Annotated in this window: 1 protein-coding gene and 1 pseudogene (1 of these 2 cut by a window edge); both read left to right on the forward strand. The window is 61.3% G+C overall.

Annotated features, from left to right (window positions below; genetic code table 11):
• Positions 1–247: pseudogene (locus VE23_RS27130) on the forward strand (ATP-dependent DNA helicase PcrA); the annotation flags it as partial.
• Between the two features lie 345 nt (positions 248–592).
• A protein-coding gene (ligA, locus tag VE23_RS19395; protein WP_373864562.1) for an NAD-dependent DNA ligase LigA crosses the window boundary here: on the forward strand, positions 593–2,500 show its 5' portion. The gene runs 90 nt beyond the window's last position; 1,908 of the gene's 1,998 nt are visible here — the first part of the coding sequence; the start codon lies at positions 593–595; the stop codon falls past the right edge of the window.

The raw sequence follows: 2,500 nt of genomic DNA on the forward strand, positions 1-2,500 counted from the left end.
CGGAGCGGCCGCCGCGGGCGGCAGCGGCGTGCGTGTCAGCACGCCGGGCGCTCCCGCGGCCGCGGGCGATGCGGCGCGCAGCTTCGCCGCCGGAGACAAGGTGGCCCACAAGAAATGGGGCACCGGTGTGATCGTGTCGGTAAAGGGCACCGGCAACGACACGGAGATCCAGATCGCATTCCCGGCTCCGGTCGGGCTCAAGAAGCTGCTCGCCAGCTTCGCCCCGATCGAGAAGGTGTCGGGCTGACAGCCTCTCGGAAGGAAAGCGGCAGCTTCTCGTGCTTGCCGGCGATATGTCCTTCCCAATGGCATGGTCCATCGCGTCCGCTCGTTGCAGCCGTGCGCTCATGAACATTTTGCATTTATACGGATCGCTGTTGGATGTTGGTCCGGTCTTATATCTATTCAAGCATGCCTTCCTGCCCGGAAGCCGGATCGCCGGCCTCCGGGCAGGGTTGCTTACATAATGAAACGCGCACAATAGAAACGTAAGCCATTATTCGGATGAAAAGGACGGGGATTCCGCTTGGATAACCGCATGGAGCAGCAGCAAGAGCTGGCGGCCGGAGCAGATCCGCAAGCCGTGGAGCGGATGCGGGAGCTCGCCGGAGAGCTTGCCGTGCACAACTACAACTATTACACGCTCGACAACCCGACGATCAGCGACAAGGAATACGATCTTTTATACGATGAGCTGGTTCGTCTGGAGAGCGAGAGCGGCGTCGTGCTGCCGGAGTCGCCCTCCCTGCGCGTCGGAGGAGAGACGCTCAAGGGGTTCGAGCCCCATCGGCATCGTTCCCGCCTATGGAGCTTGGACAAGGCCAAGGACGAGGATGCCGTCCGCGCCTGGCAGCAGCGCCTCGCCCGCGGCATCGCCGATTACAATGCCAAAAATCCCGACGAGGAGCCGCTGCCGGATCCTTCCTATGTCGTCGAGCTCAAGTTCGACGGGCTGACTCTCAACCTGACCTATGACGGCGGAGAGCTCGTTCAGGCGGCGACGCGGGGCAACGGCACGGTCGGCGAGAGCATCATGGCGCAGGTGAAGACGATCCGTTCGGTCCCTCTGACAATTCCGTACAAGGACGGCCTTATCGAAGTCCAGGGCGAAGGGCTGATGTTCCTTTCCGTGCTGGAGAACTACAACAAGACCGCAGCCGAGCCGCTCAAAAACGCGCGCAACGGCGCCGCAGGCGCTCTGCGCAACCTCAATCCGAAGGTTACGGCCGAACGCCGCCTGAGCGCTTTCTTCTATAATATCGGTTATTCCGACGAGCTCGAGTTCCGCGACCATGCCGAGCTGATCCAGTTCCTCAGGGACAACCGCTTCAAGGTCAACCCGTATATCACTTACTTCGACGATATCGAGGAGGTCATCGCGGAGCTGCATCGGATTGCCGTCATGCGTCCGGAGCTCGATTTTCTCATTGACGGAGCGGTCGTCAAAGTGACGGATATGCGCACCCGGGCGGCTCTCGGCTATACAGACAAATTCCCGCGCTGGTCGGTGGCGTTCAAGTTCGAGGCGGAAGAAAGCACGACGGTGCTGGAATCGGTGTCCTGGAATGTCGGCCGTACGGGCAAAGTAACTCCGCTCGCGCGCGTGGAGCCGGTGGAGCTGGCCGGCGTCACGGTGCAGAACTGCACCCTCAACAATACCGGGGATATCGAGCGCAAGGGACTGAAGCACGCGCTTGGCACCCGCGTCTTCATCCGGCGTTCCAATGACGTCATTCCCGAAATCCTCGGCAGAGCAGATGAAGAAGAGCAGGGGGAGGAAATTGTCTATCCCGAAACTTGCCCGGCCTGCGGCACGCCGCTCGTGCAGCGCGGCGCCCATCTGTTTTGCGAGAACCGTCTCGGCTGCAAGCCGCAGATTATCGCCCGGATCACGCATTTTTCCTCGCGGGACGCTATGGACATCGAGACGTTCAGCGTCATGACAGCGGAGCAGCTTCTAGATTCCTGCGAAGTGCATGATCCGGCCGATCTGTACGATCTCGGTTATGACGATCTGATCAAGCTGGAGCGCTTCGGAGACAAAAAGGCGCGCAATCTGCTGGACGCAATCGAGAAGTCGAAAGACCGCGACCTTGCCTCCTTCCTCAATGCGCTCGGCATTCCGAATACAGGCAAGGCGACCACGCGCATGCTGGCCGACCATTACGGCAGCCTGGACGCCATCATGGAAGCATCGGCCGAGGAGCTCACCGCTCTCCCCGATGTCGGCGGCATCGTGGCTGAAAGCATCGTCGGCTTCTTCAAGGAGCCGCTTATTAGGGAGAGCATCCGGCGCATGCGCGAGAAGGGCGTCAAGGCGGAGGCGGACAAGGTCGAGCCGATCGCCGTGGACAGTCCGTTCAGCGGCAAGACGGTCGTGCTGACCGGCACGCTGCACACAATGACGCGGGATGAAGCCGGACGCCGTCTGGAGGCGCTGGGAGCCAAGGTAAGCGGCAGCGTCTCCAAGAAGACCGACTTCGTGCTTGCCGGCGAGAGC

The organism is Paenibacillus sp. D9, from assembly GCF_001188365.1.
GTDB classification, from domain to species: Bacteria; Bacillota; Bacilli; order Paenibacillales; family Paenibacillaceae; genus Paenibacillus_O; species Paenibacillus_O humicus.